Origin of the sequence: Klebsiella sp. LTGPAF-6F (genome assembly GCF_001753185.1) — a bacterium.
In the GTDB taxonomy this organism is placed as follows: domain Bacteria; phylum Pseudomonadota; class Gammaproteobacteria; order Enterobacterales; family Enterobacteriaceae; genus Klebsiella; species Klebsiella michiganensis.
Genome location: NZ_CP017450.1, coordinates 4,439,064 through 4,464,721 on the forward strand (window position 1 = coordinate 4,439,064; position 25,658 = coordinate 4,464,721).

Consider the following 25,658-nt stretch of genomic DNA (forward strand, 5'->3'; position numbering starts at 1 on the left):
GAATCGTGTCCGTTTCCGCCGTAAATCAAAATGGCCCGCCTATTTTGACAGGATTCAGACACGATTCCTCCCCCCTAAGGAGGGGTATTTTTCTTGATCTGCGACACGCTTTTGTTAATTCAACCAAGAAAACAGCAACAAACCAGATGGTTTTTTAACATTAGCAGGAAGTATTGAAAGTGCAGAGAAAAGTCGAGAAATGAGAGGAGGAGCGGATCTAACCTACTGATTTAGCTCAAAAGAAATCAACAAAAGTTTCTATTAATCAATAAAATTTGAAAAAAACGAACCGCAGCGGCAATTTCACACGTCTGGGGTTCGTTTTTACACTTACATTTTGTTACCAGTTTTTGTGATGTTTGTTAGCTTTTCCCGCTCAGGAAATAAGGGAATTATCTCCCCCTTCAGGAGTATAAACGCGTTGCGTGGACCACGGCTGGTACTCTGCGCTCAGCGACTGAAAAATGGCCTGCGTCAGCTCGCTTGCCTTCTGCGGATTGCAGTTCAGCATGTAGCGGGTATCAGGCAGCACGGGTAAACCGTCACTCCGGCCCGGTACGCGAAATTCGGGGCTCATCATCTCTACCGGCTGCGCGGTCACGCCAAGCCCGGCTTTCACCGCCGCCTTCACCCCCGCCATTGAGCTTGCCGCATGGGAAAGATGCCACGCAACGCCGGCGGCGTTGAGTACCTCAACGATCTCTTCCCGAAACGGATCCGGGGCATCCAGCAAAACAAGCGGGACAGACTCGCCCTGAGGGAGGACATAATCCGCTGCGCAGTACCACAGCGTTGGCGACGTGCGCAGCGTCAGCATGTCGGAACCCTTGGTTTGTCGGGTCGTCAGCGCAAGATCGATTGCCCCGCTCTTCAGCATATCGACGATATCAAGGTGTTTGAGGACTTTGATTTCCAGCGTCAGCCTGGGATAAAAACTACCAATCCGGTTTAACAGGCACGGTAAAATGGTATCCGCCGTCTCATCAGAGGCTCCCACGGTCAGCGTTCCCTGCAGGCTGCCAAACATGAGCGACATACAGGCTTCATCATTAAAGCGCAGAATTTTCCGCGCATAGCCCAGCAGCTGAATGCCCTGCTCGGTCAGAAGCTTATTGCGCCCGTGGCGAGCAAAAAGTTCTTTGCCAACCAGCTGCTCCAGCCGCTGCATCTGCTGGCTCACCGCTGACTGGGTCCGGCGCACCGCGACGGCGGCAGCGGCAAAGGTACTGAGATCGGCGACGGCAACAAAGGTTCTCAAGAGATCGAGGTCTAAATTTAGTATCGAACGATTTTCATTTATCATATTTGCTTCACATTCAGGCGGCTAATGCTTACCTGCCTTGTTGATGCTGTGCTCCAGGCTTCCGGCTAATCCTTAAGCTTCGCGTTACCCGCCAGAGACGGACGGATGAACAACTGGACGAACGTTATTGCATTAGAAAGCACTCATCCGCAGCAAATGCGCGGAATTTCAGAGTAATATTTTGCTCGTACGCCTAAGCGCTTTTAATTACGACGCATTTGTTTTTGTGATGTGACGCAAAAAATAGCCGTCAATGACCATTGTCTGCATCCTCACCAGCGACAAACCTTGCCATCGGGCTCAGGCAGAACAAAAACCTGCAATAACAATGTATTAATAAAGAAATAAGCTACCTGGCATAGCCATATGTCGGTATTAACGGCGATATTCTAACCGAAAACCACAATATTTATAAGCGTTAATCAGTATTATCTCAGGCCACTTTAAATGCTGGTTGGCGCTTTAATTAAATTAACAGATCTAAGAATATTCCTTGCATAAAATAAAACTCATTTAGCTATTAAATACTTTCATTAAAAATATCTAGCAAAGTTGTTACAACCTTCAGCGTATTGTGAATTAAACGTTCACCAGACGATGATTCGTTTTACGCGTAAAAAACAAGCGCCGGTCCTCTTTAAATCAACAAACCAGATAAACGTTCACCAAAACACCACCAGGCACAATATAAGACCATCAATAAAATTATTAAAGGTGTAATGTATAAACAAAAGCGCAGTTCACCAGATAAATTGATTACACCAAAAAGCGATGAATAGCAAAATCTTCTCCTGTTAACCCTTCAAAACAGCGGGGAGGCGGAGTACATTATTCCGTGCTGACTTCCACGGCAGGGAGTGGCGATAACAGCTAAAAGGTCAAGGTTCATGTCCCCCATCGAAAAATCCAGCAAGTTAGATAACGTCTGTTACGACATCCGCGGCCCGGTTCTGAAAGAGGCGAAACGCCTTGAAGAAGAAGGCAATAAAGTCCTGAAGCTGAACATCGGCAACCCAGCGCCGTTTGGCTTTGACGCGCCTGACGAGATCCTCGTTGACGTTATCCGCAACCTCCCTACCTCGCAGGGCTACAGCGATTCAAAAGGCCTCTATTCCGCCCGTAAGGCCATCATGCAGCATTACCAGGCCCGCGGTATGCGTGATGTGACGGTCGAAGATATCTATATTGGTAACGGCGTTTCGGAGCTTATCGTCCAGGCCATGCAGGCGCTGCTGAACAGCGGCGATGAAATGCTGGTCCCGGCGCCGGATTATCCGCTGTGGACCGCCGCGGTCGCGCTTTCCAGCGGTAAAGCGGTGCACTATCTTTGCGATGAGTCTTCCGACTGGTTCCCGGACCTCGACGATATCCGCGCGAAAATCACCCCGCGTACCCGCGGCATCGTGATTATCAACCCGAATAACCCAACCGGCGCGGTGTACTCAAAAGAGCTGCTGATGGAGATCGTCGAGATCGCCCGCCAGCATAACCTGATTATTTTCGCCGATGAGATCTACGATAAGATCCTCTACGATGAAGCGCAGCACCACTCAATTGCGCCGCTGGCCCCGGATCTGCTCACCGTTACCTTTAACGGTCTGTCAAAAACCTACCGCGTTGCCGGCTTCCGCCAGGGTTGGATGGTACTGAACGGGCCGAAGAAACACGCAAAAGGCTATATCGAAGGCCTGGAGATGCTGGCCTCTATGCGCCTGTGCGCCAACGTCCCGGCCCAGCATGCGATCCAAACCGCTCTCGGCGGCTATCAGAGCATCAGCGAATTTATTGTTCCCGGCGGACGCTTGTATGAACAGCGTAATCGCGCCTGGGAGCTGATTAACGACATTCCGGGCGTCTCGTGCACTAAGCCGAAAGGCGCGCTGTATATGTTCCCGAAAATCGACGCTAAACGTTTTAATATTCACGATGACCAGAAGATGGTGCTCGATTTTCTGCTGCAGGAGAAAGTCCTGCTGGTTCAGGGTACCGCCTTTAACTGGCCGTGGCCGGACCACGTGCGTATTGTGACCCTTCCGCGCGAAGACGATCTTGAAATGGCAATTACCCGTTTCGGGCGTTTCCTTTCCGGCTATCATCAGCTCTGATTTTATCTGTCCAGCCGCCGGGATTTGCATCCGGCGGCAATCCCTGCGCACAATGGCACCCGACGTCGTAACTGATTAAGGGTTCCTATGAGTCAGAGTCATTTCTTTGCCCACCTCTCCCGCCTGAAACTGATCAACCGCTGGCCGCTGATGCGTAATGTGCGCACCGAAAACGTCTCCGAACACAGCTTACAGGTCGCGATGGTGGCCCATGCGCTGGCGGCGATCAAAAATCGTAAATTCGGCGGGCGGGTTAACGCCGAACGCATCGCGCTGCTGGCGATGTATCACGATGCCTCGGAAGTCCTGACCGGCGACCTGCCGACGCCGGTAAAATATTTCAATTCTCAGATCGCGCAAGAGTACAAAGCCATCGAAAAAATCGCCCAGCAGAAGCTGGTCGATATGGTTCCTGATGAACTGCGCGACATTTTTGAACCGCTGATCGATGAACATCACTACAGCGAAGAGGAAAAATCCCTTGTCAAGCAGGCGGATGCGCTTTGCGCCTACCTGAAGTGTCTGGAAGAGCTATCGGCGGGGAACAATGAATTTCTGCTGGCCAAAGGCCGCCTTGAGAAAACGCTGGAATCGCGCCGCAGCGCAGAGATGGACTACTTTATGCAGGTGTTCGTCCCGAGCTTCCATCTTTCCCTCGATGAAATCAGCCAGGATTCACCTTTATAGAACCCACCCTTCCCCGGCCAGCGTCAGCCTGACCGGGGAAGGACGCCGCTGAATCAGAACGGAAACAGCACCGGGATCAGCAGGACGCACACTACCATCACCAGGAGGGTGAACGGCACGCCGATTTTGACAAAATCGCTGAATGAATATTTCCCCGGCCCCAGCACCAGGGTGTTCACCGGCGACGATACCGGGGTCATAAACGCCGCCGAGGCCGCCATGGCGACCACCATCGCAAAGGGATAAGGCGAAACGCCCATCGACTTTGCCGCGGCCAGCGCAATGGGCGCCATCAGCACCGCGGTGGCGGTATTGGAAATAAACAGGCCGATAGCCGCGCACATCACGAACAGGCAGCCAAGCATCAGGTACGGTCCTTTACTCCCCGCCACATCCATGAGTCCCTGAACCACCAGATCCACGCCGCCGGTTTTCTGCAGCGCCAGAGCAAAAGGCATCATTCCGACAATCAAGATAATGCTCGGCCAGTGGATAGCTTTATAGGCGCTCTCGGCGTTAATACAGCGGAATTTACCCATCAGCAGGCAGGCAATGATGGCCGCTATAGGGTTAGGAATTTCGTCAGTCAGCATCAGCGCGACCATCAGCACCAGACAGAAAATCGCGTGCGGCGCCTGGCTATGCGCCGGCGAGGCGTCGTTGACCTCGATGGGCATATTCAGCACCACAAAGTCACGGCCCCGCTTAGCCAGCAGCGCTATCTGCCGCCAGTTGCCCACCACCAGCATGATATCGCCAAGCTGCAAGGCTTCATCGGTCACCGCGCCGTCAAGGGCTTTGCCATCGCGTTTCAGCCCCACGATGTTCAAATCGAAACGGGTACGAAAGGCGATTTCGCGCACCGACTTGCCAATCAGTTCTGAATCCGGGATCAGAGAGACTTCCGCCATCCCCACGTCCAGCGCCTGATCGGAAAAATATTCGCCGCGCAGCACCATCGGTTCGAGCATCTGCTCGCCGCAGAACTGGCGCAAATCCACGTCCGAGGCCGACATATCGATCAGCAAGACGTCGCGGGCGCGGAATTCCGATACGCCGTTAACGTTAACGATAACCCGCCGAAAGCGCCGCCAGCGCTCAACGCCGATAACGTTCGCCCCGTAGCGCTCGCGTAGCTTCAGGTCGTCCAGGCGCTGGCCAATCATCGGCGAGCCGGGGCGTATGGCCAGGCGGCGCGCGCGCCCCGTGAGATGATAATCTTTAATGAGATCGCGGAAGGTGCTTCTTTTTCGGCCATCTCGCGCTTGCTCGCCCTCTTCTCCTTTGAGCATAAAACGCATCACCAGCATATAGAAAACGCCCAGAACCAGCACCACCAGACCTATCGGCGTAACGCTAAAAAAGCTGAATCCTTGCAGCCCTTCGCGTAAAAGTTCGCTGTTAACGACCAGGTTAGGCGGTGTGGCCACCAGGGTCATCATCCCGCTGATAAGTCCGGCAAAACTGAGCGGCATCATCAACCGCGAAGGGGAGGTGTTCATGCGCATCGACACGCTGAGCACCACGGGGATAAAAATGGCCACCACGCCGGTCGAGCTCATAAACGCCCCTAATCCGGCAACGGTTAACATCAAATAGACCAGCATTTTGGTTTCGCTGTTGCCGGCAACCTTCACCAGCCAGGAGCCCATTTTGGTGGCGACCCCGGTGCGCACCAGCCCATCGCCAATAATAAAAAGCGCGGCAATAAGAATAACGTTAGGATCGCTAAAGCCGGAGAAGGCCTCGCTGAGCGTTAAAGTGTCGCTGAGAACGAAAGCGACAATCACCAGCAATGCGATAGCGTCCATGCGCACTTTTCCGGTGGCAAAGAGCACGACGGCTACGGCAAGAAGGGATAACACCCAAATCAATTCACCGTTCACAACTTATCCTTGTCAGAAGATGGAGTTGGAAGTCTGGCATAAAAAAGCCCCGCCGGCGCGGGGCTAAATCATGAGATTAATCTTTAAGGATAATATTCACGTTGCCGTCAGGCAGGCGTTCAACCTGCAGGCTCTCCAGCGTCGTTAATACTAAATCCGCTTCATCAAGACGCGGCGCATCGGCGGGCACATTGACCGCGATGGTGCGACAGCCGGCATTCAGCCCGGCGAGCAGACCGGCAGGCGCATCCTCCACGACGGCGCAATCCCCCGGCGCCAGTCCCAACAGTTCGGCTCCCAGCAGGTAGGCGTCCGGTGCGGGTTTCCCGTGCTTTACGCGCTCGGCGGTAACAAAAACCTTCGCCTCAGGCAGTCCCGCGGCACGATGACGAGCGTGGGCGACGGGTATCGAACCCGACGTCACGATCGCCCACGGAATCCCCGCGCGATCGAGCGTCCTGAGCAACGCCACCGCGCCCGGCAGCGCCGTTACGCCATCCGTATCCGTTGCTTCTACCGTTTCCAGCAGGGTGAACTCTGCCTGAATCTCCTCTTCGCTGCGGCCGGGGAGAAAATGACGCAACGAGGTTATCGCCTGTTTGCCATGAATGAAGTTCAGCACTTCATCATGAGGGATACTGAACCGATCCGCCCATTTGCACCACGAACGCTCCACAACCGGCAGCGAATCGACCAATGTCCCGTCAAGATCAAACAGGAAACCTTTACACTGCACGGGAACCTCCATCAGGCGTTGATAATTTGGTTAATTTCGTTACTGCTTAAATGGTACTGACGCGGGCAGGAGTGCCAGGTGCTCAGCATGCGCTGGTATTTTTCCCACATCGGGGTCTGGGAGTTAAAACCGTGAGTGCCGGCGTCAAAGTGGCTGTAGCGCCCTTCAACGTTAACCATAAAGCGAACATAGCCGAGATAGCGGGCTTCGGTCGCCACGTCGAAGCCGAGGAAGGTGACCCGACGCTCGTCAATTCCGCTGGCATCCTTCAGGTTCGTCCAGGAGACATGCAGCGCATGATACATCTCCATGATATCAATGATGGTACGACACGTTTCCTCGGTAAGCTGGCCAAACTCGCGGTCCAGCTCGCGCATCTGCAGCCCGTATCCACGCTCAATGATGGTCTGCAGGCGGCGGTAGCGTTCAGCGTTGTCCGGATCGAGCATCGTCATCATTTTGTATTGATTCGACAGAATCAGACGCTGCGCATTGGTCATTTCCATTTTTGACTCCTGTGGCACTTTTACGACGTGAAAAAAGAAGGCGCATAATTCATGCGCCTTCTTTTATATGCATTTTCCCGATGTAATTACAAATCATCAAGGAAAGTTTTATCCAGTTGTTTGAAGGCGCGCTTAAGCGTGTCAGCTAAAGCCTGATAATCCGGCTTGCCGTCAACCGGCGTCAGCGCTTGTCCCGCCTCCTGCAGTTTACCCCGTACTTCATAAAACCAGTTCAGTATCGACGGCGGCAGCGGCGTTACCGAACGCTTACCCAGCCACCATAAGCCTTGCATCGGCAGACTCAGCGCGAACAGCGCGGTAGCCACGGCAGGGCCCAGCTGGCCGCCGAGGGCGATTTGCCAGCACAGCGTGAAAATCGCCACCGGCGGCATGATGCGAATCGCATAGCGCGTGGCGCGAATAATACGGTTTTCAATAAACACCGGGGCAAGGCGCTTATCCAGAGGCCAGGTCTTTGCATAGTGCTGCCCGTGGCGAAACAAGCCAAAAAAACTCACAGGGCGATTCTCGGGACCAGACATGGCTTACCTCAACTTTACATATAAAACTTAAAAAATTTGTGCAAAACACCAACTGTGCATGACAACGTTCAAAAGATTTTGGCAATGGCGGCCTCAATCAGGTATTCTGTGCGCACCTGAGGGGCGGTTAGACCCTTTTACCAGGTTAGTCAAATTATCGCATATTCTGCCACCGGCTGAAAATTATGCAAAATGACATAAAATCAAATGTACTTCTCTCATCGTGCCCGAAAACAGTACAAGGCATGATGTTAATCATAAATGTCGATGTCATCCTGCGCTACGCTTTGTGACACACTGACGTTTTTTTAGCCACGTATCATAAAAGGTACTTCCATGTCGAGTAAGTTAGTACTGGTTCTGAACTGCGGTAGCTCCTCTCTGAAATTCGCTATCCTTGATGCCGTCAACGGCGACGAATACCTGTCCGGTTTAGCAGAATGTTTCCATCTTCCTGAAGCCCGTATCAAATGGAAAATGGACGGCAGCAAGCAAGAAGCCGAATTAGGCGCTGGCGCTGCTCACAGTGAAGCGCTGAACTTTATCGTTAACACTATTCTGGCACAAAAACCAGAACTGTCTGCTCAGCTGACCGCAATCGGCCACCGCATCGTTCACGGTGGTGAAAAATACACCAGCTCCGTCGTTATCGATGACTCCGTGATTCAGGGAATCAAAGACTCCGCCTCTTTCGCTCCGCTGCACAACCCGGCGCACCTGATCGGTATCGCTGAGGCGCTGAAATCTTTCCCTAATCTGAAAGACAAGAACGTTGCCGTGTTCGACACCGCGTTCCATCAGACCATGCCGGAAGAATCTTACCTCTATGCCCTGCCGTACAGCCTGTATAAAGAACACGGCGTACGTCGCTACGGCGCGCACGGCACCAGCCACTACTATGTGACTCAGGAAGCCGCGAAAGTTCTGAACAAACCGGTTGAAGAACTGAACATCATCACCTGCCATCTGGGCAACGGTGGTTCCGTTTCCGCTATCCGCAACGGTAAGTGCGTTGACACTTCCATGGGTCTGACTCCGCTGGAAGGTCTGGTTATGGGTACGCGTTCTGGCGATATCGACCCGGCAATCATTTTCCATCTGCACGATGCGCTGGGCATGAGCGTAGACGCCATCAACAAAATGCTGACCAAAGAGTCCGGTCTGCTCGGTCTGACCGAAGTGACCAGCGACTGCCGCTACGTTGAAGACAACTACCAGGAAAAAGCTGACGCTAAACGTGCCATGGACGTTTACTGCCACCGCCTGGCGAAATATATCGGCTCCTACACCGCGCTGATGGACGGTCGTCTGGACGCCGTCGTATTCACCGGTGGTATCGGTGAGAACGCCGCGATGGTTCGCGAACTGTCTCTAGGCAAACTGGGCGTACTGGGCTTTGAAGTTGATCACGAGCGCAACCTGGCTGCCCGTTTCGGCAAGTCTGGCTTCATCAACAAAGAAGGCACTCGCCCGGCTATCGTCATTCCGACCAACGAAGAGCTGGTCATCGCGCAAGACGCCAACCGTCTGACCGCCTGATTCCACACCGCCAGCCATAACCCTAAATAATTCGAGTTGCAGGAAGGCGGCGACGCAGAGAATCCCCAGGAGCGTACGAGTAGTACGTAACTGGGGTGAGCGAGTAAAGCCAACGCACATGCAACTTGAAGTATGACGGGAAGCTGGTGGTGCAGTTTTGTATCCCGCCTGATACTGGCGGTAACGAAAGAGGATATATCGTGTCCCGTACAATCATGCTGATCCCTACCGGAACCAGCGTAGGCCTGACCAGCGTCAGCCTCGGTGTTATCCGTGCTATGGAACGTAAAGGCGTTCGTCTGAGCGTCTTTAAACCTATCGCTCAACCGCGTGCCGGTGGCGATGCGCCAGACCAGACTACCACTATTATTCGCGCGAACTCCGACCTTCCGGCCGCAGAACCGCTGAAGATGAGCCACGTTGAGTCGCTGCTCTCCAGCAACCAGAAAGACGTGCTGATGGAAGAGATCATCGCCAACTACCACGCCAACGCTCAGGATGCGGAAGTGGTGCTGGTTGAAGGTCTGGTCCCGACCCGCAAACATCAGTTTGCCCAGTCTCTGAACTACGAAATCGCGAAAACGCTGAACGCTGAAATCGTTTTTGTGATGTCCCAGGGTACCGATACTCCTGAACAGCTGAAAGAGCGCATTGAGCTGACTCGCAGCAGCTTCGGCGGCGCGAAAAACACCAGCGTCACCGGCGTGATCGTCAACAAGCTGAATGCGCCGGTTGACGAACAGGGCCGTACTCGCCCTGACCTGTCGGAAATCTTCGACGACTCTTCCAAAGCAAAAGTCGTGAAGATCGATCCGGCTCAGCTGCAGAGCGGTAGCCCATTACCGGTTCTGGGCGCGGTGCCGTGGAGCTTCGATCTGATCGCCACCCGCGCGATTGATATGGCGCATCACCTGAACGCCACCATCATCAATGAAGGCGACATCAATACCCGTCGCGTGAAGTCCGTCACCTTCTGTGCGCGTAGCATTCCGCACATGCTGGAACACTTCCGCGCAGGCTCCCTGCTGGTCACTTCCGCAGACCGTCCTGACGTTCTGGTCGCCGCCTGCCTGGCCGCGATGAACGGCGTGGAAATCGGCGCTATCCTGCTGACCGGCGGCTACGAAATGGACGCCCGCATCAGCAAACTGTGCGAACGCGCGTTTGCAACCGGCCTGCCGGTATTCATGGTTAACACCAACACCTGGCAGACCTCTCTGAGCCTGCAGAGCTTCAACCTGGAAGTTCCGGTTGACGATCACGAGCGCATCGAGAAAGTTCAGGAATACGTGGCTAACTATATCAACGCCGACTGGATTGAATCGCTGACCGCAACTTCCGAGCGCAGCCGTCGCCTCTCTCCGCCAGCCTTCCGCTATCAGCTTACCGAGCTGGCGCGTAAAGCAGGCAAGCGCGTCGTGCTGCCGGAAGGCAACGAGCCGCGTACCGTTAAAGCCGCGGCTATCTGCGCCGAGCGCGGTATCGCCACCTGCGTACTGCTGGGTAACCCGGATGAAATCACCCGCGTGGCCGCCTCTCAGGGCGTAGAGCTGGGCGCCGGTATTGAAATCGTTGACCCGGAAGTGGTTCGCGAAAGCTACGTTGCTCGCCTGGTCGAGCTGCGTAAGAGCAAGGGGATGACCGAAGCGGTTGCCCGCGAGCAGCTGGAAGACAACGTGGTTCTCGGCACCCTGATGCTGGAGCAGGACGAAGTCGACGGCCTGGTATCCGGCGCGGTTCACACCACCGCCAACACCATCCGTCCGCCGCTGCAGCTGATCAAAACTGCGCCGGGCAGCTCTCTGGTCTCCTCCGTATTCTTCATGCTGCTGCCGGAACAGGTTTACGTTTACGGCGACTGCGCGATCAACCCGGATCCGACCGCTGAACAGCTGGCTGAAATCGCCATCCAGTCCGCAGACTCCGCAATTGCCTTCGGCATCGAACCGCGCGTGGCCATGCTCTCCTACTCCACCGGCACCTCTGGCGCCGGCAGCGATGTAGAGAAAGTACGCGAAGCCACGCGTCTGGCGCAGGAAAAACGTCCTGACCTGATGATCGACGGCCCGCTGCAGTACGATGCGGCGGTCATGGCTGACGTTGCGAAATCCAAAGCGCCGAACTCCCCGGTTGCCGGCCGCGCGACCGTGTTCATCTTCCCGGATCTGAACACCGGTAACACCACTTACAAAGCCGTACAGCGTTCTGCCGACCTGATCTCCATCGGGCCGATGCTGCAAGGGATGCGTAAGCCGGTGAACGACCTGTCCCGTGGCGCGCTGGTTGACGATATCGTCTATACCATCGCCCTGACCGCGATTCAGTCGTCCCAGCAGCAAGCATAATCTGCCCGCTGCATGAAAAAAGGCGACCTCAGGGTCGCCTTTTTATTTACAGCAGCTCTCGCGCCGCCGAGACAATATCATGCGCTGTCAGGCCATACTCCTTCTGCAAAAACTCCTGCGTTCCCACCTGGCCGTAGCGCTCCTTCACCCCCACGCGACGCATCAGAACCGGGCAGGTCTCCACCAGCACTTCCGCCACCGCCGATCCCAGCCCGTTATGAATACTGTGGTTTTCACAGGTCACGATACGCCCGGTTTTCTCGGCATAATTTTTCACCAGCATGCGGTCGATGGGCTTCAGGGTAAACATATCAATCACCGCCGCGCTGACCCCTTCCTGCTCAAGCTGACGCGCCGCCTCAAGGGCTTCCGCCACCATGATCCCGTTGGCAATCAGGGTGATGTCGTCGCCTTCGCGCAGCACATTCCCTTTGCCGATGGTAAACGTTGAGCCCGGCGCGTACACGCTCGGCGCCTGTTTGCGGATCGTGCGTACCCAGTAAAAACCGTCGAGATCGATAAGCTGCCGCAGAATATCCTCAAACATCACCGCATCGGTCACTTCCAGCACCACCGAATGGGCCAGACCGCGCACAATCCCCATATCTTCAAACGACATATGGGTTCCGCCGTTATGGCAGGCGGTCACCCCGGCGTCAGAGGCGATCACCTTGACGTTATTCCGCTGATAATCGAGCGACATAAACAGCTGGTCGAAGCAGCGGCGGCTGGCGAAAGCGGTAAAGGTATGGACAAACGGCTTGCGTCCGGTCAACGATAGCCCGGCGGCGGTGCCGATCACGTTGGCTTCCATAATGCCGCAGTTGATGACGTGCTGCGGATGCTGCCGCGCGACGCCATCCATCGCCATGGAGCTCATCAGATCCGCTTCCAGCGCGATAATCGGGCTCCTGGCTTCAATTTGCTGCGCGACGAATCCGGCATAGACTTTACGCATCTCTACGGCATCTTTTTGCCCTGCGGGTGCAACCTTAATCATGTTCAGCCTCCAGTTGGCGAATCGTCTCGTTTAGCGTCTCTTTCATCTCCGCCGTCAGGCGTAAATGGTGGTTATTACTGAGATTCTCGAGATACGGCACGCCCTGGCCTTTCACGCTATCGAGAATAACCACGCGCGGGCGCGCATCGACGGGAGGTACGGGTTGAACCGCGGCCAGCAGCCCGGGGATGTCATCGCCTTTGACGGTGACAACATCAAAACCAAAGGCGCGGAATTTATCCTCCAGGTTGAAAGCGCGAATGATTTCATCCAGCCTGCCGTCAAGCTGTAGCTTGTTCCAGTCAACAAACACGGTCAGATTATTCAGACGGTGATGGGCAATAAACTGAAAGGCCTCCCAGCACTGGCCTTCATTCAGCTCGCCGTCGCCAACGATACAGAACACGCGATTCGCCCGCCCCGCCAGCTTATGCGACAGCGCCATGCCGCCGGCGATGGAAATCCCCTGCCCCAGCGAGCCCGTAGTGGCGTCCACCCCACGCGTTTTCAGCCGGTCCGGATGGCTTGGCAGCCGCGTACCGTTCTGGTTTAGCGTGCTCAGCTCCTCCATCGGGAAATACCCCTTAATCGCTAACGTACTGTACAGCGCGGGGCCAGCATGACCTTTTGATAACACAAAGTAGTCGCGCTCTGGCCAGTCCGGGTCCGCGGGATCAATTTTCATCACCGCGCCGTACAGTACCGCCAGCGTCTCCACGACCGACATACTGCCGCCGTAGTGGCCAAAACCGAGGTCCGTCAGCGATTTCAGGGTAGCGACGCGAATGTCCCGCGCCAGGTTAGTCACTTCTTGCACATTCATGATTTCGCTCCGCTGTTCTCCTGCGCGCCGCCGCCCACAGGTTTCTTTTTCACAAAAACGTTGTACGCCACCAGCAGCACAAACAACGCCACAACAAGGCCGGTAATCGCAAACGGCGACAGGTAGCGGGCCAGGTTACCCAGCACGATACCCACGGCGCCGAAATCCGCATCCGAGAAAGTGGTGTTGGCAAAGCCAATCGCCCCCAGTACCGGCAGCAGCAGCACCGGCAGGAAGGTGATCAGCAGGCCGTTGGCAAACGCGCCAATCATCGCCCCGCGCCGCCCGCCGGTGGCGTTGCCAAAGACCCCCGCGGTCGCGCCGGTAAAGAAATGCGGCACCACGCCGGGCAGGATCAGCACCCATTTAAACTGCCCGCAGAGGAACAGCCCGACCAGACCGCCGAGGAAACTAAACAGGAAGCCAATCAGCACCGCGTTGGGCGCGTAGGGGTAAACGACCGGGCAGTCCAGCGCCGGACGGGCGTTGGGCACCAGCTTTTCTGAAAATCCGGTAAAGGCCGGCACGATTTCCGCGAGGATCAGACGTACCCCTTGCAGGATGATGAACACCCCGGCGGCGAAGGTAATCGCCATAATGATGGCGTAAACCAGGTAGTTCTGGCCTCCGCTAAAGGTGCTTTCCACGTACTCGCGCCCCGCGCTCACCGCCATAATCAGATAAATGATCATCATGGTCAGCGAAATGGAGATGGAGCTGTCGCGCAGGAAGCTCAGGTTTTTCGGCAGGTTCATCTCTTCAGTTGAACGCGATCCTTTACCGCAGACGCTACCAATCCAACCCGACAGCACATAGCCCAGGGTGCCGAAATGGCCGAAAGCGATATCATCCGTGCCGGTAATACGCTTCATATAGCGCTGGGCCAGCGCCGGGAAGAACGCCATCACCAGCCCGAGGATCAGGGAGCCGGTAAAGACCAGCCCGACGCCTTCAAAACCCGCCACGGTAAGAATCACGCCGATCATACAGGCCATATAGAAAGTGTGGTGACCGGTCAGAAAGATATACTTCAGACGCGTAAACCGGGCGACCACAATATTCGCTACCATCCCGAACGCCATAATCAGCGCGGTTGAAGCACCGTATTTTTCCAGGGCAATAGAAACAATCGCCTCGTTATTAGGAATAATGCCCTGAATATTAAAAGCATGTTCAAACATGCCCCCCAGCGGATTCAGCGAACCGACTAATACCGTCGCGCCGCCGCCAAGAACAATAAAACCCAGAATTGTTTTAATGGTTCCCTTGACGACATCGGAGAAAGATTTCTTTTGCGCTACCAGACCAATTAACGCAATTAAACCGACCAGCACCGAGGGTACTTTTAGAATATCAACAACAAAATTCAGCGTTTCAAGGATAAACATATCCACCTCGCTATCAATAATTATTGTCTGGCGAACCACGCGCGCAGCTGCGCTTCGAGTTCGTTAATATCGATGATGTTGGTAATCACCACCAGCTGGCTTTCCGGCACGCTGGCGCTGGCGGCAATGTCTTTTGCCATCACGAATAAATCCGCCGCGCCCGGCGTTGCCGACGACAGATCGGAGTGCTCTACCTCGGCCTCGATATCGAGTTTTTTAAGCACCTTTTTTATATTCATCTCAACCATAAAACTACTGCCCAGGCCAGAGCCGCAAATTGCCATAATTTTCATTGTTATCACCTTTTTTGGGTAGAGTACGTCCACATCACGCAGGCGCGTAATGGGTTATAAGCCGGATAATAAAATTGAATCAGTAGCGCGCGACGATCGTTTTTATCTCCTCAATATTGGTTGCCTGATGTAATTTATTCATATCTTCATCGCTGGAAAATAATTCCGCCAGGGCAGAAATCATTTCGATATGGCTATGTTTATCCGGCGCCGCAAGCATAATAATAATATCAACCGGGTCGAACTCCTCAGCGCCAAACGATACCCCTTGTTGCAGTTTCAACAGCGACAGCCCCAGGCCCTTCGCGCCCTCCTCAGGCCGCGCATGCGGCATCGCCAGTCCCGGGGCCAGCACGTAGTACGGCCCGAGCCGCTGGTGCTGCTCCACGATGGCCGTCACGTAGGCAGGTTCGATAACGTCGGCCTTCAGCAGCGGCCGGGCGCAGATGTCCAGCGCCTGTGGCCAGGTCTCTACGCTTTGCCGCAGCGCGATGGTGGTATCAGAGAGCCAAGTCTTGAGCATTTTGTCCCGCCTCTTTTAGCAAAAGATGGGCAAACTTTATGCAAGCAGCCAATAGTTATCTGCGAGAACGATCACAAAGATAGCGCTACCAACGCTAAACATTCAGATTTGTGATAGCGCTATCAATTAGTAATCATCCCATCAAAACGCAGCAAAAGGGCCCGTTTAAGGCGTATACTCCCTGACACGTGAAGTAATGGATGATAATAAAAACGTCTGTTTAGCAGGAATATGTATGTCTCTAACCCGAAAACGGCGTAGTACCGGTAAAGTCACGATCGCCGATGTTGCTCAGCTGGCTGGTGTGGGAACGATGACCGTGTCCCGCGCCCTTCGCACGCCGGAACAGGTTTCCGATAAGCTCCGTGAAAAAATCGAAGCGGCGGTGCAAGAGCTAGGGTATATGCCTAATCTCGCCGCCAGCGCGCTGGCGTCTGCCTCCTCAAGAACCATCGCGATGGTGGTACCAAATCTTGCCGAGGCGGGCTGTTCGGCGATGTTTGCCGGGCTTCAGCAGATATTACAGCCGGCAGGGTATCAAATCATGCTGGCAGAATCGCAGCACCGTCTGGAGCAGGAAGAAAAGCTGCTGGAAACGCTGCTGGCCTCTAACATCGCCGCCGCCATTCTGCTTAGCGTTGAACACAGCGATACCGTACGCCACTGGCTGAAGAACGCCTCGATTCCGGTGGTGGAGATGGGCGCAATGCGCGCCGATCCGATCGACATGAATATCGGCATTGATAACGTGGCGGCGATGTTCGAGCTGACGGAGATGCTCATCCACCGCGGCTATCAGAATATCGGTCTGCTGTGCGCCAATCAGGAACAGTGGATTTTTCAGCAGCATTTGCAGGGGTGGTATAAAGCCATGCTGCGCCATCATATGTCGCCTAACCGGGTAATTAACGCCGCGCTGCCCGCCAACTTTTCCACCGGCGCTTCACAGCTGCCGGAGTTTTTGCTGGCATGGCCGGAGCTGGATGCGCTGGTTTGCGTTTCCGATGAGCTGGCATGCGGAGCGCTGTATGAATGTCAGCGTCGGCGCATAAAGGTACCGGATGATTTAGCCATCGTCGGTTTTGGCGACAGCGACGTGAGCCGGGTCTGCCAGCCGCCGTTAACGACCATGGCGGTACCGCACCATAAGATTGGTATAGAAGCCGGGCGCGCCCTTCTGGAACGTCTTACGGAGGGAAACTGGAGCGACAGAAAGCCCATCGCGTCCAGTTTATGCATGAGGGACAGCTGTTAGAAAACTACTCAGCCTCTTCCTGCTTTTCGCTTTTTGCTGACTCATTATTCGCATTGCGGGTCATCCACAGCGCCAGCGCTTTTAATGAGTCCGGAGTGAACTCATCGCAGCGGGCGGTGATCTCTTCCGGCGTCAGCCAGCACACTTCGCTCACTTCTTCTTCCTGCAGCGCGAACGGCCCGTGCGATACGCAGCTAAACAGGCCGCCCCAGACGCGGCAGTGTTTATCTTCGTAGTAGAACTGCCCGTGGTCAGCAAAAGGCACGCCGGCAATACCGAGCTCTTCTTCCGCCTCACGGCGCGCGGATTCCAGCATTTGCTCGTCAGCCTGCACCACGCCGCCGGCGGTGGCGTCCAGCATGCCCGGCTGGAAATCTTTTGTTTCGGTACGACGCTGCACCAGGATTTTGCCCATCCCATCATGAACAACAATGTAGGTCGCTCGATGACGCAGGCACTCCGCACGCATTTGTTCGCGGCTGGACTGTGCTATCACCTCATTGTTTTCATTAACAATATCGACCCATTCTGTGCTTGCCAAATGATTCTGTTCCGCCATCAGGAAACCTTACTTTTTAAAGCGCTCTTGCGGCGCGTCTATACGGTTGAGGGGTAAATTACGGGTAAATTGCGACCTCTGCAATAACCTGATTATCATCGAGTGCTAAAACCTGCAATTGCCCCTCGTTCAGAAGACCGTAGCTGGCGGTAAATCCCCCTTTAGGGATGCTGACCGAGCCGGGATTGAAGAGAAAAATCTCGCCGCGTTTCTCGGCAACCGGAATATGAGTATGGCCATAAGCCAGCACATCGCCAGCGGCGAGAGGAGGCAAATTTTCGGGGCTATACAGATGCCCGTGGGTCAGAAACAGACGGGTTCGCGCGCTCAAAACCTGCTGCCAGGGGGCGGTAATGGGGAACCGCAGCAGCATTTGATCGACTTCGCTGTCGCAGTTGCCGCGTACGGCAATCACCCGCTCCGCCACGCTATTTAGCGCCTCCGCGACCTGGGCCGGCGCATAGCCTTCGGGAAGGGCGTTACGCGGCCCGTGATTGAGCACATCGCCGAGGATAACCAGCCACTGCGCCCCACTGCGCGCGAACAGCGCAAGCACGCGTTCAGCGGCAGGCAGAGAGCCGTGGATATCCGAGGCAAACATCAGCTTCATACATTTCATCTCCACGCATTACGATGCCGCTATGATAACGGAACCGCTGGCGCTTATCAGCCCGCGCGTTTGGCTGAGAGTGCGACGTAGCGCTGAACCGACGCCCGCTGCCACTGGAAGGTGGCGTAATCCACCAGCGCGGCGGGAACCTCATCGCCGTTCAGGACCAGGCGATTGAGCATCAGCGCCAGGTCGGTATCGGCAATGGACCATTCGCCAAATAGATTCTGCCCGCCATGGGACAGCAGAACGCCAGCCGTTGCAAACAGCTTGTCGGCGCTTTTTTTCCCGGCTTCGCTGAGCGGAGGTTTCTTTGCTGCGGCAAAGACCACGTCCGTGGAGCGCTCTTCGCGAATCGTCATTAAATCGCTACGCAGCCAGGCCTGCACCTGACGCGCCCGCGCGCGCTTTTGCAGGTCATGCGGGTAAAGCCGCTCCCATTCCGGGGGCGCAAAGCGCTCATCCAGATATTCGGTAATCGCGGAGGATTCGCTCAGGAAGAATTCCCCGATCTCCAGCAGCGGTACGCGACGCGTCGCGCTGTAGCCTTTCCAGCCGCTTTGCAAATGTTCGCCGCTGTCGAGGTTAACGGTTTTCAGGGTAAAAGGCAGGCTCTTTTCCTGCAGGGCAACGTATACGGACATCACATATGGCGAGAAAAAATCGGCGTCGGACCACAGGGTAATCGCGGGCTGGCTCATAGCATCCTCAATGGCTAATGTAATGGGGCGATACGCCAACATATCCTGTCTTTCAGAGGATGTCACTGACCGCCACGCTGAGGATCTTACATACTTCTCAGGGGGTGAACGCGATCGGCGAAAGTCATCCAGGATGAGGCAAACCTGTCGGATGATGCCAGTTCACCTATACTCGAAAAGTTTGCGACCTGTGACGGCGAGGAATTTTCATGATCGATTTTTACTACGCACCCACTCCTAATGGCCACAAAATCACGTTATTCCTCGAAGAAGCGCAGCTGGCGTATCGCCTCATCCGGGTGGATATCGGCAAGGGGGAACAGTTTCATCCGCAGTTTCTCGCGATCTCACCCAACAACAAGATCCCGGCGATCGTTGACCACGCTCCCGCCGACGGTGGTGGCCCATTAAGCCTGTTTGAATCCGGCGCCATCCTGCTCTATCTAGCTGAAAAAACTGGAAAATTACTGAGCGGCGAGCTCCGCGAGCGCCACGTCACCCTACAGTGGTTATTCTGGCAGGTCGGCGGGTTGGGGCCGATGCTCGGACAAAATCATCACTTCAACCACTTTGCTCCGCAGGCGGTGCCCTACGCCATTGAGCGCTATCAGGTGGAAACGCAGCGCCTGTATGGCGTGCTCAATCGGCGCCTTGGCGAGAGTCCCTGGCTTGGCGGCAATCACTACAGCATCGCCGATATCGCCTGCTGGCCGTGGGTGAATGCCCATCAGCGCCAGCGTATCGACCTTGCCAATTACCCGGCGGTGCATAACTGGTTTGAACGCATTCGCCAGCGCCCGGCCACCGTTGAAGCGCTTCTGAAAACAGAAGCCCATTAACCCCCTGCTCGCCCGGGAAGCTTTGATGTATGATTGCGGAAATTACTACACGGAGGAAGCCTGCCATGTCTCAACCAGACGCCATTATTCGAATTAAGAACCTGCGCCTGCGTACTTTTATCGGAATTAAAGAGGAAGAGATCGCCAACCGCCAGGACGTGGTGGTTAACGTCGCGATCCACTACCCGGCGGAAAAATCGCGCAACAGCGAAGATATTAACGATGCGCTGAACTACCGCACCATCACCAAGCGCATTATTAGCCATATTGAGAATAACCGCTTCTCTCTGCTGGAAAAATTAACTCAGGATGTGCTCGACATCGCACGCGAACATCACTGGGTCACATATGCTGAAGTAGAGATCGATAAACTGCATGCGCTGCGCTACGCCGATTCGGTATCCATGACGATGAGCTGGCGGCGCTAGACGCATCTTAGGGAGGCGCTATGAACGTTCTGCTTACTGGCGGTACCGGCCTGATTGGCCGCCATCTGATCCCCCGGCTACTGGAGCTTGGACATCACGTAACGGTTTCAACGCGCAACCCTGAAAAGGCCAAAAGCCGCCTCGATTCGCGCGTCACCCTGTGGCGCGATTTCGAGCATCAGGCGAACCTCAACGGCATTGATGCCGTCATTAATCTGGCCGGTGAGCCGATCGCCGATAAGCGCTGGACGGCGGAGCAGAAACAGCGTCTCTGCCACAGCCGCTGGGATACCACGCAAAAGCTGGTCACGCTGTTCAACGCCAGCGATACGCCGCCCTCGGTGCTGATTAGCGGCTCCGCCGCCGGTTATTATGGCGACCTCGGTGAAGTCGTGGTAACCGAAGAGGAGCCACCGCACAACGAGTTTACCCACAAGCTTTGCGCCCGCTGGGAGCAAATCGCCTGCGAAGCGCAGAGCGATCGCACCCGCGTCTGCCTGCTGCGTACCGGCGTGGTGCTGGCGCCGCGAGGCGGCATTCTGGCCAAAATGACGCCGGCCTTTAAGCTTGGCCTCGGCGGCCCTATCGGTAGCGGAAGGCAATATCTGGCGTGGATCCACATCGACGACATGGTCAACGGTATTCTCTGGCTGCTGGATAACGACCTGCGGGGGCCGTTTAATATGGTTTCCCCTTACCCTGTGCGCAACGAGCAGTTCGCCCACGCGCTGGGGCATGCGCTAAATCGCCCTGCCATTTTCCGCGTCCCGGCGGCGGCTATTCGCCTGCTGATGGGAGAATCTTCCGTTCTGGTACTCGGCGGCCAGCGCGCGCTGCCTAAACGCCTGGAAGCCGCCGGATTTGGCTTTCGTTGGTACGATCTGGAAGAAGCCCTCGCCGATGTGCTGCGGTAGCCCAGGTCCATCAGGGAGAGTATCGCTCTCCCTGATTAATTAATTTATGGAACCCGCCTCGCAGCGCGCAAAAATCACCAGTCCTGTGTCGCCTTAACTGTGAATCTCATTCCAGTGATATGCCTATCACTCTGCCATAACCCCTGTGTGTAATTTAACACCATCACACCGTTGACATTCGTCAACAACTTATTCAGCATTACCAGGACGAATTGATGAAGGAACATCCGGATAAACATATCAGAGCAGCTATTGACTACGCGCTGGCACGAGACTGGATTTTTATCACTGGCGGCAAAAGCGCTCACTGTTTTGGCAGGTTGATGTGTGGGACAGCCCGGCACTGGGAACATATGATGAGCATCTGGTCAACGCCTGCGGTACCCATTAACCACGCCAGGCAAATTATCAGAATGGTCGACCGCTGCCAGCCGCCTGCCTCGGGTCAGATTAACCACAAGAAGGATTAAACCATGGCGCTGTATAATTTTACGCTCACCCTCTCCGGCGTAACTGCTCGTACCGTGGGTCTGGAAGATGCGCTGCATGCCGCAGGCTGCGCTGACGCCCTGGTCTGTTTTTACGGAACGGCGGTCTATCTGGAGTTCGATCGCGAAAGAGACTCTCTTGAGCAGGCTATTCTGTCAGCGATTGCCGATATCGAATCCGCATCGGCTCTGAACGCGCGGGTTGAATCCGTCGATTCCGCGCTGGTCGGTTTAAGCGATATTGCCGAACTTACCGGCCTGACGCGACAGGCCGTCGCCTTATTAAAAGATGGCGCACGAGGCTCAGGTCAGTTTCCCGGGCCGGTACAGCGGGTTAAAGGCAATTCCCCGCTGTGGCGCTGGAAAACCGTCGTGGGCTGGCTGGTGATGGAAGGACGGCTTGCCGAAGATTCACCGCTGGTCGCCCACGCGACAGTTCTGGATAACCTCAACCTGGCGCTACAACTGAGGGCGACGTCGGAGAGCACCACCGTGCTGCGCTATCTTCGCGGCTTCGAAAATCAGCCCCTGGCTTGTCCGACGGTTGCTTAGACGCATTGCCCTTCCGGCGCTTTATGATGTTAAGGTGGCGGAATAATCCACCGCTATGGACCGCTTTATGAGAATACTCACCACTCCGCGCCTGCGCCTCTCTCCGTTTCACTCATCCGACTGGCCTTTTTTCCTGCGCTTACGACGAGACCCGGAAGTGATGCGCTATATGGGCGAGATTCTTGAGGAGCCGGCGCTGCGGACGCTGTTTGCATCACGCTGCGCTGACCCGGGCGTATTCGTACTGCGCGACGCCAGCGGCGCAGCGGTTGGCGATATTGGCCTGCGCATCAGCGGTAAAAATCCGCACGAAGCGGATGTCGGATACGCTCTCCTGCCTGAGGCTCAGGGGAAGGGTTACGCCAGTGAAGCGCTAAAAGCGATTTGCGACTACGGATTTCAGCAGCTCGGCGTTCACGCAATAAATGCCTGGGTGCTGGGCAGTAACGCTGGCTCTTCCCGTCTGCTGGAAAAACACGGCTTTATCCGCATTCAGGTGCTCGAAAAAGCGTACCATCTGAACGGCATTGACTATGACGACTGGGTGTATCGGCTGGAGCGTTAGCCACCCCGACGGAGAGTGTTCCGCCGGGGGCTGGACAGTGTTTACTTCAAAGAGCCCTTCAGGAACTGCTGCAGACGCTGGCTTTTCGGATTGCCGAAAACCTCGTCAGGATGCCCTTCTTCTTCAATTTTGCCCTGATGCAGGAAGATCACGTGCGAGGAGACGTGGCGTGCAAAGCCCATTTCATGGGTGACCACGACCATGGTTTTCCCCTCTTCCGCCAGCTGCTGCATGATCCGCAGCACTTCGCCCACCAGTTCAGGGTCAAGCGCCGACGTCGGTTCATCAAACAGCAGTACGTCGGGCTCCATCGCCAGCGCGCGGGCAATGGAAACGCGCTGCTGCTGGCCGCCGGAGAGATGAACCGGATATTTAATCTGCTGGCGTTCATCAATACCGACTTTCGCCAGGTATTTTACCGCCCGATCGCGCGCTTCCTGTTTACTCAGGCCCAGTACCTGAATCGGCGCCTCCATCACGTTTTCCAGCACCGTCATATGGCTCCACAGGTTAAAATGCTGGAATACCATCGTCAGGCGAGTACGTAGCAAACGTAGCTGATTTTTATCAGAAACCTTTAACTGACCGTCTTTATCGCGAACCAGGCCAATGTTTTGCCCGTTAACAACGATCGTCCCTTCGCTGGGCTTCTCAAGAAAGTTAATACAGCGCAAAAAGGTACTTTTCCCGGAACCGGATGAGCCAATAATACTGATCACGTCTCCGGCTTTCGCCCGCAGTGAGACGCCCTTCAGTACTTCATGCTCTCCGTAACGTTTATGCAGATCGATTACATTTAATTTATTGTCGGACATGGCGTTCTCAGTGCGTCGAAGAAGGTTTGATATGCTGGAGCCAGCGCTTTTCCGCCCTGCGGAACAGGCTAATCAACACATACGAGATAATTAAATACAGTACTGCGGCAATACCGAAGGCGGTAAACGGCTGGTAGGTTGCCGAGTTAATATCGCGGGCAATTTTCAGCAGATCCGGCACCGTGGCGGTAAAAGCCAGTGCGGTGGAATGCAGCATCAGAATCACTTCGTTGCTGTATGCAGGCAGCGCAATACGCAGCGCGGAAGGCAAAATAATGCAGCGATACATTTTGACCGACGAAAAACCGTACGCCCGGGCGGCTTCTATCTCGCCTGCCGGCACTGAACGAATCGCCCCAGCGAAAATCTCCGTGGTGTAGGCGCAGGTATTCAGCGTCAGCGCCAGCACCGTACAGTTCAGGCCGCTGCGAAAGAAGGCGTTCAGCAGTTCTGTGCCTTTGACGACCTCCAGCGTGTACATTCCGGAATAGAACACCAGCAGCTGGACGTACAGCGGCGTGCCGCGAAAGATATAGGTGAACAGCCAGATGGGGAACTGGATAAATTTATTGCTCGACACTCGGCCAATGGCGAGGAAAACCGCCAGGATGCCGCCCATCACCACGGAAGAGATCAGCAGCCAGAGCGTAATCGCCACGCCGGTAAAGCGATAGCCGTCGGTCCACAGCAGGGATTTCCAGTACTCCTGAATAATATCAATCACAGGTCGGCCCTCTTCACGCCCACAGAATAACGGCGTTCGAGCATCAGCAGCACACCATTGGAAGCCGTTGTAAATACCAGATAAATCAGGCCACAGACGATGGCAAAGTAGAACGGCTCCCAGGTGCTTTTACCCGCCAGCTGGGTTGCCTTGACCACATCTTCCAGTCCCAGCAGTGAGACCAGCGCGGTCGCTTTGAGGATAACCTGCCAGTTGTTGCCGATTCCGGGCAGCGCATAGCGCATCATTGCCGGAAACAGAATACGACGAAAGGTTTGCCCACCGCTAAAGCCGAAGGCCGTCGCCGCTTCAATATGTCCCTTTGGCACCGCCAGGAAGGCGCCGCGAAAGGTTTCGGTGAAGTAGGCCCCGTAAATAAAGCCCAGCGTGATGATCCCCGCCACCATGGGGTCGATATCAAACTGCGCCAGGCCAAGCGCATCGGTTACGCCGTTGAGCGCAATCTGTAGCCCGTAGAAAATCAGCAGCATCAGCACCAGATCGGGCACGCCGCGGATTAAGGTGGTATAGCCTTCAAAAATCAACGCCAACGGACGATTGTTGGAAAGTTTCGCCCCGGCGCCCGCCAGACCGATAAGCACCGCCAGAACGACCGAGCTTAACGCCAGCTCAAGGGTGACCAGCGCGCCCTGAAAAATAACCTGTGAAAACCCGTACAGCATGCTGTCTGCCCTGTCTGTCATCAACCATCGCGCGCAAAATAACGCGCGACGGGGTACGCGGGATGGTTAGTCGCCGTACACGTTAAAATCGAAATATTTCTTCGCCAGCTTGTCGTAGGTGCCATCCTGGCGCATCTCGGCAAAGGCTTTATTCAGTGCTTCACGTAGTTCGTTATCCTCTTTGCGCAGCCCCATACCGGTGCCGACGCCGAACAGCTTCTCGTCTTTAATCGACGGACCGCCGAACTGATAATCCTTGCCGATAGGCTGTTTGAGGAAGCCTTCGCTGGCGGCGACTTCATCCTGGAACGCCGCGTCAATGCGTCCGGCAGTCAGGTCGGAATAAATATTGTCCTGTCCCTGATAGGAAACAATTTCAATGCCTTTTGGCGCCCAGTGCTCGTTGCCGTAGGTTTCCTGGGTGGTACCCTGGAGAACGCCAACGCGCTTGCCTTTCAGCTTCGCGAGGTCTGGCGTAATATCGCTGCCTTTTTTCACGACCAGGCGCGAATCAGCCGCGTACAGTTTGTCGGTGAAGGCAATTTCCTGCTGGCGTTTTTCGGTGATCGAAAGCGAAGACATGATGGCGTCGATTTTCTTCGCTTTTAAAGAAGGGATCAGCGCGTCCAGCGGGTTCTCAATGAAGGTACATTGCGTATTGATACGCTTACAGAGCTCTTTTGCCAGATCGATGTCAAAACCCACCAGTTCACCCTGCGCATTCTTCGATTCGAACGGGGCATAAGTAGGATCGGTGCCGATGCGGACTTTTTGCGGAATGGCTGCGAATACAGTGGAAACGCTGGAAAGGGCCAGCGCTAAAGAGAGAGACAACGCCAGTTTTTTCAT

The 25,658-nt window shown here is 55.2% G+C and carries 28 protein-coding genes; 11 read left to right on the forward strand and 17 right to left on the reverse strand.

Annotation, left to right across the window (positions count from 1 at the left end):
* Positions 1 to 376: 376 nt before the first annotated feature.
* A complete protein-coding gene (locus BJF97_RS20575) occupies positions 377 to 1,303 on the reverse strand; it encodes a LysR family transcriptional regulator (protein WP_014839121.1) in 927 nt (308 codons plus the stop codon).
* A gap of 887 nt (positions 1,304 to 2,190) precedes the next feature.
* On the opposite strand from BJF97_RS20575, the gene alaA reads away from it, so the two are divergent.
* Together alaA and yfbR are read left to right on the forward strand one after the other, a co-directional pair.
* Positions 2,191 to 3,408 carry an alanine transaminase AlaA gene (gene alaA / locus BJF97_RS20580; protein ID WP_004852849.1) on the forward strand — a complete coding sequence of 406 codons (1,218 nt, stop codon included), beginning with the start codon at positions 2,191 to 2,193 and terminating at the stop codon, positions 3,406 to 3,408.
* A gap of 87 nt (positions 3,409 to 3,495) precedes the next feature.
* Entirely contained in the window at positions 3,496 to 4,095 is a 600-nt protein-coding gene (yfbR, locus tag BJF97_RS20585) for a 5'-deoxynucleotidase (protein ID WP_004852850.1), read from the forward strand.
* A gap of 53 nt (positions 4,096 to 4,148) precedes the next feature.
* On the opposite strand, the gene BJF97_RS20590 is transcribed toward yfbR, so the two are convergent.
* The 4 genes from BJF97_RS20590 to yfbV all read right to left on the reverse strand — a co-directional run bounded on the left by BJF97_RS20590 (position 4,149) and on the right by yfbV (position 7,765).
* Positions 4,149 to 5,981 carry an SLC13 family permease gene (locus BJF97_RS20590; protein WP_014230256.1) on the reverse strand — a complete coding sequence of 611 codons (1,833 nt, stop codon included), beginning with the start codon at positions 5,979 to 5,981 and terminating at the stop codon, positions 4,149 to 4,151.
* 76 nt (positions 5,982 to 6,057) lie between these two features.
* Positions 6,058 to 6,717: a sugar phosphatase gene (locus BJF97_RS20595; RefSeq protein WP_009654668.1), complete on the reverse strand. Its 660-nt coding sequence runs from the start codon at positions 6,715 to 6,717 to the stop codon at positions 6,058 to 6,060.
* 11 nt (positions 6,718 to 6,728) lie between these two features.
* The gene (locus BJF97_RS20600; protein WP_004123152.1) at positions 6,729 to 7,223 is read right to left on the reverse strand and encodes a YfbU family protein; all 495 of its coding nucleotides are present in this window, start codon (positions 7,221 to 7,223) and stop codon (positions 6,729 to 6,731) included.
* Between the two features lie 86 nt (positions 7,224 to 7,309).
* The gene (gene yfbV, locus BJF97_RS20605) at positions 7,310 to 7,765 is read right to left on the reverse strand and encodes a terminus macrodomain insulation protein YfbV (protein WP_004104090.1); all 456 of its coding nucleotides are present in this window, start codon (positions 7,763 to 7,765) and stop codon (positions 7,310 to 7,312) included.
* Between the two features lie 336 nt (positions 7,766 to 8,101).
* On the opposite strand from yfbV, the gene ackA reads away from it, so the two are divergent.
* Entirely contained in the window at positions 8,102 to 9,304 is a 1,203-nt protein-coding gene (gene ackA / locus BJF97_RS20610) for an acetate kinase (protein WP_032694827.1), read from the forward strand.
* A 200-nt stretch (positions 9,305 to 9,504) separates the two neighbouring features.
* On the forward strand, positions 9,505 to 11,649 hold the full coding sequence (gene pta, locus BJF97_RS20615; protein ID WP_014230257.1) for a phosphate acetyltransferase: 2,145 nt from the start codon (positions 9,505 to 9,507) through the stop codon (positions 11,647 to 11,649).
* A 46-nt stretch (positions 11,650 to 11,695) separates the two neighbouring features.
* Here the strand turns inward: pta and BJF97_RS20620 are convergent, their stop codons facing one another.
* From BJF97_RS20620 to BJF97_RS20640, 5 genes are all read right to left on the reverse strand, one after another.
* Entirely contained in the window at positions 11,696 to 12,649 is a 954-nt protein-coding gene (locus BJF97_RS20620; protein WP_032694828.1) for a transketolase family protein, read from the reverse strand.
* Complete coding sequence (locus BJF97_RS20625) at positions 12,642 to 13,472, reverse strand: transketolase (protein ID WP_032694829.1); 831 nt, start codon at positions 13,470 to 13,472, stop codon at positions 12,642 to 12,644. The genes BJF97_RS20620 and BJF97_RS20625 overlap by 8 nt, the downstream gene beginning before the upstream one ends.
* Positions 13,469 to 14,860, reverse strand: a complete 1,392-nt coding sequence (locus BJF97_RS20630) for a PTS ascorbate transporter subunit IIC (RefSeq protein WP_004852862.1) — start codon at positions 14,858 to 14,860, stop codon at positions 13,469 to 13,471. Before BJF97_RS20630 ends, BJF97_RS20625 begins: the two co-directional genes overlap by 4 nt.
* A gap of 20 nt (positions 14,861 to 14,880) precedes the next feature.
* Positions 14,881 to 15,153 carry a PTS sugar transporter subunit IIB gene (locus tag BJF97_RS20635; RefSeq protein ID WP_004870916.1) on the reverse strand — a complete coding sequence of 91 codons (273 nt, stop codon included), beginning with the start codon at positions 15,151 to 15,153 and terminating at the stop codon, positions 14,881 to 14,883.
* 79 nt (positions 15,154 to 15,232) lie between these two features.
* Positions 15,233 to 15,676: a PTS sugar transporter subunit IIA gene (locus tag BJF97_RS20640; protein WP_032694830.1), complete on the reverse strand. Its 444-nt coding sequence runs from the start codon at positions 15,674 to 15,676 to the stop codon at positions 15,233 to 15,235.
* A 235-nt stretch (positions 15,677 to 15,911) separates the two neighbouring features.
* Here BJF97_RS20640 and BJF97_RS20645 point away from each other — a divergent pair, with 235 nt between their 5' ends.
* Positions 15,912 to 16,931, forward strand: a complete 1,020-nt coding sequence (locus BJF97_RS20645; protein ID WP_032694831.1) for a LacI family DNA-binding transcriptional regulator — start codon at positions 15,912 to 15,914, stop codon at positions 16,929 to 16,931.
* Positions 16,932 to 16,935: 4 nt separating this feature from the next.
* Here BJF97_RS20645 and yfcD read toward each other — a convergent pair whose 3' ends face one another.
* Genes yfcD through yfcF form a run of 3 tightly spaced genes read right to left on the reverse strand, consistent with a single transcriptional unit; the run spans position 16,936 to position 18,801 of the window.
* Positions 16,936 to 17,490, reverse strand: coding sequence for an NUDIX hydrolase YfcD (gene yfcD, locus BJF97_RS20650; protein WP_004852867.1), 555 nt, complete (start codon positions 17,488 to 17,490; stop codon positions 16,936 to 16,938).
* A gap of 58 nt (positions 17,491 to 17,548) precedes the next feature.
* Positions 17,549 to 18,100 carry a phosphodiesterase gene (gene yfcE, locus BJF97_RS20655; RefSeq protein WP_014230262.1) on the reverse strand — a complete coding sequence of 184 codons (552 nt, stop codon included), beginning with the start codon at positions 18,098 to 18,100 and terminating at the stop codon, positions 17,549 to 17,551.
* Between the two features lie 56 nt (positions 18,101 to 18,156).
* Positions 18,157 to 18,801, reverse strand: a complete 645-nt coding sequence (gene yfcF / locus BJF97_RS20660; RefSeq protein WP_014230263.1) for a glutathione transferase — start codon at positions 18,799 to 18,801, stop codon at positions 18,157 to 18,159.
* Positions 18,802 to 19,010: 209 nt separating this feature from the next.
* Between yfcF and yfcG the strand changes: the two genes are divergently transcribed.
* The 6 genes from yfcG to BJF97_RS20690 all read left to right on the forward strand — a co-directional run bounded on the left by yfcG (position 19,011) and on the right by BJF97_RS20690 (position 22,587).
* Entirely contained in the window at positions 19,011 to 19,640 is a 630-nt protein-coding gene (gene yfcG / locus BJF97_RS20665) for a GSH-dependent disulfide bond oxidoreductase (RefSeq protein ID WP_014230264.1), read from the forward strand.
* A gap of 65 nt (positions 19,641 to 19,705) precedes the next feature.
* A complete protein-coding gene (gene folX / locus BJF97_RS20670; RefSeq protein WP_004104107.1) occupies positions 19,706 to 20,068 on the forward strand; it encodes a dihydroneopterin triphosphate 2'-epimerase in 363 nt (120 codons plus the stop codon).
* A gap of 20 nt (positions 20,069 to 20,088) precedes the next feature.
* Positions 20,089 to 20,982, forward strand: coding sequence for a TIGR01777 family oxidoreductase (locus BJF97_RS20675; RefSeq protein WP_032694833.1), 894 nt, complete (start codon positions 20,089 to 20,091; stop codon positions 20,980 to 20,982).
* A 215-nt stretch (positions 20,983 to 21,197) separates the two neighbouring features.
* Positions 21,198 to 21,452 (forward strand): hypothetical protein, encoded by a 255-nt coding sequence (locus BJF97_RS20680; RefSeq protein ID WP_032694834.1) that lies wholly within the window; start codon positions 21,198 to 21,200, stop codon positions 21,450 to 21,452.
* 3 nt (positions 21,453 to 21,455) lie between these two features.
* Complete coding sequence (locus tag BJF97_RS20685; RefSeq protein ID WP_032694836.1) at positions 21,456 to 22,022, forward strand: hypothetical protein; 567 nt, start codon at positions 21,456 to 21,458, stop codon at positions 22,020 to 22,022.
* 67 nt (positions 22,023 to 22,089) lie between these two features.
* The gene (locus BJF97_RS20690; RefSeq protein ID WP_046877205.1) at positions 22,090 to 22,587 is read left to right on the forward strand and encodes a GNAT family N-acetyltransferase; all 498 of its coding nucleotides are present in this window, start codon (positions 22,090 to 22,092) and stop codon (positions 22,585 to 22,587) included.
* A 41-nt stretch (positions 22,588 to 22,628) separates the two neighbouring features.
* On the opposite strand, the gene hisP is transcribed toward BJF97_RS20690, so the two are convergent.
* From hisP to hisJ, 4 genes are all read right to left on the reverse strand, one after another.
* A complete protein-coding gene (hisP, locus tag BJF97_RS20695; protein WP_004852881.1) occupies positions 22,629 to 23,402 on the reverse strand; it encodes a histidine ABC transporter ATP-binding protein HisP in 774 nt (257 codons plus the stop codon).
* Positions 23,403 to 23,409: 7 nt separating this feature from the next.
* Positions 23,410 to 24,126 (reverse strand): histidine ABC transporter permease HisM, encoded by a 717-nt coding sequence (gene hisM / locus BJF97_RS20700; protein WP_004852883.1) that lies wholly within the window; start codon positions 24,124 to 24,126, stop codon positions 23,410 to 23,412.
* Complete coding sequence (locus tag BJF97_RS20705; protein WP_032694837.1) at positions 24,123 to 24,809, reverse strand: histidine ABC transporter permease HisQ; 687 nt, start codon at positions 24,807 to 24,809, stop codon at positions 24,123 to 24,125. The genes hisM and BJF97_RS20705 overlap by 4 nt, the downstream gene beginning before the upstream one ends.
* 66 nt (positions 24,810 to 24,875) lie before the next feature.
* On the reverse strand, positions 24,876 to 25,658 hold the full coding sequence (gene hisJ / locus BJF97_RS20710) for a histidine ABC transporter substrate-binding protein HisJ (protein WP_004123203.1): 783 nt from the start codon (positions 25,656 to 25,658) through the stop codon (positions 24,876 to 24,878).

Bases quoted from the DNA above. Each gene is read 5' to 3' on its own strand.
- BJF97_RS20575 (WP_014839121.1), bottom strand. From the start codon at position 1,303: ATGATAAATGAAAATCGTTCGATACTAAATTTAGACCTCGATCTCTTG.
- alaA (WP_004852849.1), top strand. From the start codon at position 2,191: ATGTCCCCCATCGAAAAATCCAGCAAGTTAGATAACGTCTGTTACGAC.
- yfbR (WP_004852850.1), top strand. From the start codon at position 3,496: ATGAGTCAGAGTCATTTCTTTGCCCACCTCTCCCGCCTGAAACTGATC.
- BJF97_RS20600 (WP_004123152.1), bottom strand. From the start codon at position 7,223: ATGGAAATGACCAATGCGCAGCGTCTGATTCTGTCGAATCAATACAAA.
- yfbV (WP_004104090.1), bottom strand. From the start codon at position 7,765: ATGTCTGGTCCCGAGAATCGCCCTGTGAGTTTTTTTGGCTTGTTTCGC.
- ackA (WP_032694827.1), top strand. From the start codon at position 8,102: ATGTCGAGTAAGTTAGTACTGGTTCTGAACTGCGGTAGCTCCTCTCTG.
- BJF97_RS20620 (WP_032694828.1), bottom strand. From the start codon at position 12,649: ATGATTAAGGTTGCACCCGCAGGGCAAAAAGATGCCGTAGAGATGCGT.
- BJF97_RS20625 (WP_032694829.1), bottom strand. From the start codon at position 13,472: ATGAATGTGCAAGAAGTGACTAACCTGGCGCGGGACATTCGCGTCGCT.
- BJF97_RS20630 (WP_004852862.1), bottom strand. From the start codon at position 14,860: ATGTTTATCCTTGAAACGCTGAATTTTGTTGTTGATATTCTAAAAGTA.
- BJF97_RS20635 (WP_004870916.1), bottom strand. From the start codon at position 15,153: ATGAAAATTATGGCAATTTGCGGCTCTGGCCTGGGCAGTAGTTTTATG.
- BJF97_RS20640 (WP_032694830.1), bottom strand. From the start codon at position 15,676: ATGCTCAAGACTTGGCTCTCTGATACCACCATCGCGCTGCGGCAAAGC.
- BJF97_RS20645 (WP_032694831.1), top strand. From the start codon at position 15,912: ATGTCTCTAACCCGAAAACGGCGTAGTACCGGTAAAGTCACGATCGCC.
- yfcD (WP_004852867.1), bottom strand. From the start codon at position 17,490: ATGGCGGAACAGAATCATTTGGCAAGCACAGAATGGGTCGATATTGTT.
- yfcE (WP_014230262.1), bottom strand. From the start codon at position 18,100: ATGAAGCTGATGTTTGCCTCGGATATCCACGGCTCTCTGCCTGCCGCT.
- yfcF (WP_014230263.1), bottom strand. From the start codon at position 18,801: ATGAGCCAGCCCGCGATTACCCTGTGGTCCGACGCCGATTTTTTCTCG.
- yfcG (WP_014230264.1), top strand. From the start codon at position 19,011: ATGATCGATTTTTACTACGCACCCACTCCTAATGGCCACAAAATCACG.
- folX (WP_004104107.1), top strand. From the start codon at position 19,706: ATGTCTCAACCAGACGCCATTATTCGAATTAAGAACCTGCGCCTGCGT.
- BJF97_RS20675 (WP_032694833.1), top strand. From the start codon at position 20,089: ATGAACGTTCTGCTTACTGGCGGTACCGGCCTGATTGGCCGCCATCTG.
- BJF97_RS20680 (WP_032694834.1), top strand. From the start codon at position 21,198: ATGAAGGAACATCCGGATAAACATATCAGAGCAGCTATTGACTACGCG.
- BJF97_RS20685 (WP_032694836.1), top strand. From the start codon at position 21,456: ATGGCGCTGTATAATTTTACGCTCACCCTCTCCGGCGTAACTGCTCGT.
- BJF97_RS20690 (WP_046877205.1), top strand. From the start codon at position 22,090: ATGAGAATACTCACCACTCCGCGCCTGCGCCTCTCTCCGTTTCACTCA.
- hisP (WP_004852881.1), bottom strand. From the start codon at position 23,402: ATGTCCGACAATAAATTAAATGTAATCGATCTGCATAAACGTTACGGA.
- BJF97_RS20705 (WP_032694837.1), bottom strand. From the start codon at position 24,809: ATGCTGTACGGGTTTTCACAGGTTATTTTTCAGGGCGCGCTGGTCACC.
- hisJ (WP_004123203.1), bottom strand. From the start codon at position 25,658: ATGAAAAAACTGGCGTTGTCTCTCTCTTTAGCGCTGGCCCTTTCCAGC.